Raw genomic sequence first — 2,545 nt, 5'->3', positions numbered from 1 at the left:
ATCGTGGTCCCCTCCACCGGAGCCGGAGCTGCCTCCGCCGGCGTGGTCGTGACCGTCGGCGCCCGGCGTGGTGCCGCCGGGATGGTCGTGACCATCGGTGCCTGGCGTGGTGCCGCCGGGATGGTCATGATCGCCGAGATCGTCCGTTGCGCCGCCCGCCCCATGATCATGACCGCCCGAGCGGTCGGGGTGGTCGTCGTGGTCGTGCGATTCCGATCCGACATCCGATCCGTGCCCGTGGGACGTGCTCGCACCGTGGCTCGCGTCGTCCCCGTGGCCGTGCTCACCGCCGGCGGTGTCGTCGTGCGTATGGGGGTCGCCGTCATGCGGATGGTCGTGGCCGTCGGAGGAGGTCTCGGCCGCCAGCGCGAGCCCACCGGAAGGCGAGTCCACCCCGGGGCCACCGCCCGTCGAGGCTCCCGCGCCCAGCACACCGACCGAGAGGGCCGCGAACCCCAGCACGACCAGCGAGCTCCGCTGGTACCACCGTCGTACGGGTGATCCACCCGTCACGTCGGGTGGATGGACCGGATTCTCCCTGCTGCCCATCGGCTTCCCCCTTCCGCCGGATATCCACAACGTAGCTCACCTGGATCGCCAGACCCTGAGTTGGACGAAGGACCCACCCGTCCCTGCCGGCCGCGCGAAGGTGGTGCACGGTGCGCACGAAAGTCGCGGTCACCGTGTCCCTCTTCTGGCTGCTCATGGTCGTGAGCTCGGGCTGGCCTGCTGCTGCCAGAGCCGCCGAGCGCCGTGACGACGTCGTGTGCGAGGACGCGTCCGGCGCGGTCACGACCCCCGAGCCGTCCCCTGGGGGTGGCCTGCAGGACGTTCCGCCCTCCGTTCCGCCGCTCCCCACGTTCGTCCAGACCCGCGGTGAGGCGGTTCGCGCCTTCGCCATTGACGTGGAGGTGCGCGACGACGGCAGCGCGGTGTTCACCGAAACCATCGACTACGACTTCGACGGGAAGAGCGACCGCCATGGCATCCTTCGGCGGCTCTACCTGACCCAGCGATGCAACGACGAGTGGGACCGCGTGTACCCCTTGTCCGTCGTCGACGTGACCAGCCCCACCGGTGCTCCCGCCGACTGGGTGGTCGAAGATGGGCCAGGAGGCACGACCCAGATCCGCATCGGCGACGCCGATCGCACCGTGACCGGCCGCCACACCTACCGGTTGCGATACCGCCTCCAGGGGGTCGTCAACGCCTTCCCCGGCCACCAGGAGCTCTACTGGAACGTCACCGGCGACGGCTGGGACGTCCCGCTCTACGACGTGGCGGTCGCCATCCGGGCTCCCGCGCCGGCGTTCCGCCTGGCGTGCTTCGCGGGCCGGCGCTGGTCGACGTCCACCTGCGACGCGGCCGAACTCGCCGGGGATCGAGCCGGCTTCCAGCAGCAGCAGCTCCTGCCAGGCGAGGGTCTGACCGTAGCCGTGGCGCTGCCGGCCGGGTCTGTGGCCGACACCCCCCTGCTCCTGGAGCGGCGCTGGTCGCTCGCCCGCGCGTTCTCCCTGACCCCCCTGACCGTCGGTGGCTCGGTGGTGCTGTTCACCGCGCTGCTGGCAGGGGTCGGGGCGCTCGCCTTCGCCGTCGGACGGGACCGACGCCTCGCCGGCTCGCCCACCGACATCGCCTTCGCCCCCGCGGGGGTGGACGGTGTGCCCGTCCCACCCTTCGAGCGCGGTGACTCCCCGGTCGAGTTCGTTCCTCCCGACGGGGTGCGCCCCGCGCAGCTCGCGCTCGTCCGCAACGAGAGCGTCCGGCCGCTCGACATCTCGGCGACGATCGTCGACCTGGCGGTGCGTGGTGAGCTGCGCATCGAGCAGGTCGGCGAGGGACGCAGGAGCGACTACCGGTTGGTTCGCCTGCGCGTCGACGATCCCGACTGGGTCGACTACGAGCGCACCCTGATGAACGCGCTGTTCACCGGTCGGAACACCGTCCTGTTGAGTGAGCTTCGTGACCGGTTCGCGATGTCCCTCGGGAACGTCATCGATCAGGTCTACGACAACGGGATCTCCCGAGGCTGGTTCGCGGCTCGTCCCGACCGGGTGCGGGTCCGGTGGCGAGCGCTCGGGATCCTACTCACCGTGGTCTCCGCGGCGGTGCTGGTCGCGGCCGCGGCCTACACCACCCTGGCCCTGCTCACGGTGCCACTGGTCGTCGCGTCGGTGGCGATCGTGCTCTTCGCCGGCCGGTTCCCCAGACGTACCCCGGCCGGCACGGGCCTACGCCGCCGCATCGGCGGCTTCGAGCAGTTCATGGTCGACTCCGAGGCCCCACGAGCGAAGTGGGCCGAGCAACGCAGCATCTTCAGCGACTACCTGGGCTACGCGGTCGTGCTGGGCATCACTGATCGGTGGGCTCGCACCTTCGCCCCCCTCGGTGTGGAGGCGACAGCTGCGACGAGCGCCTGGTACGTCGGCACCCAGTCCTTCACCGTCGAGGACCTCAACGTCGTCACCACCTCGTTCACCACGGCGGCGAGCCGGACGCTGGCATCGACACCGCCGCCCTCGAGCGGGGGCAGCGGGTTCTCAGG

Annotated in this window: 2 protein-coding genes; both read left to right on the top strand. The window is 71.0% G+C overall.

Annotated features, from left to right (window positions below; all coding sequences use genetic code 11):
- On the top strand, positions 1-501 hold a 501-nt coding region (locus tag V7004_RS15660), incomplete at its 5' end, for a hypothetical protein (RefSeq protein ID WP_334145186.1).
- Between the two features lie 158 nt (positions 502-659).
- Positions 660-2,545 (top strand): DUF2207 domain-containing protein (locus V7004_RS15655; RefSeq protein ID WP_334145184.1); only part of this gene is annotated, 1,886 nt, incomplete at its 3' end.

It is taken from the genome of Rhabdothermincola sp. (assembly GCF_036846205.1).
GTDB lineage: Bacteria > Actinomycetota > Acidimicrobiia > Acidimicrobiales > Acidimicrobilacustridaceae > Rhabdothermincola.
This window is presented reverse-complemented; position numbering and strand designations above follow the sequence as displayed.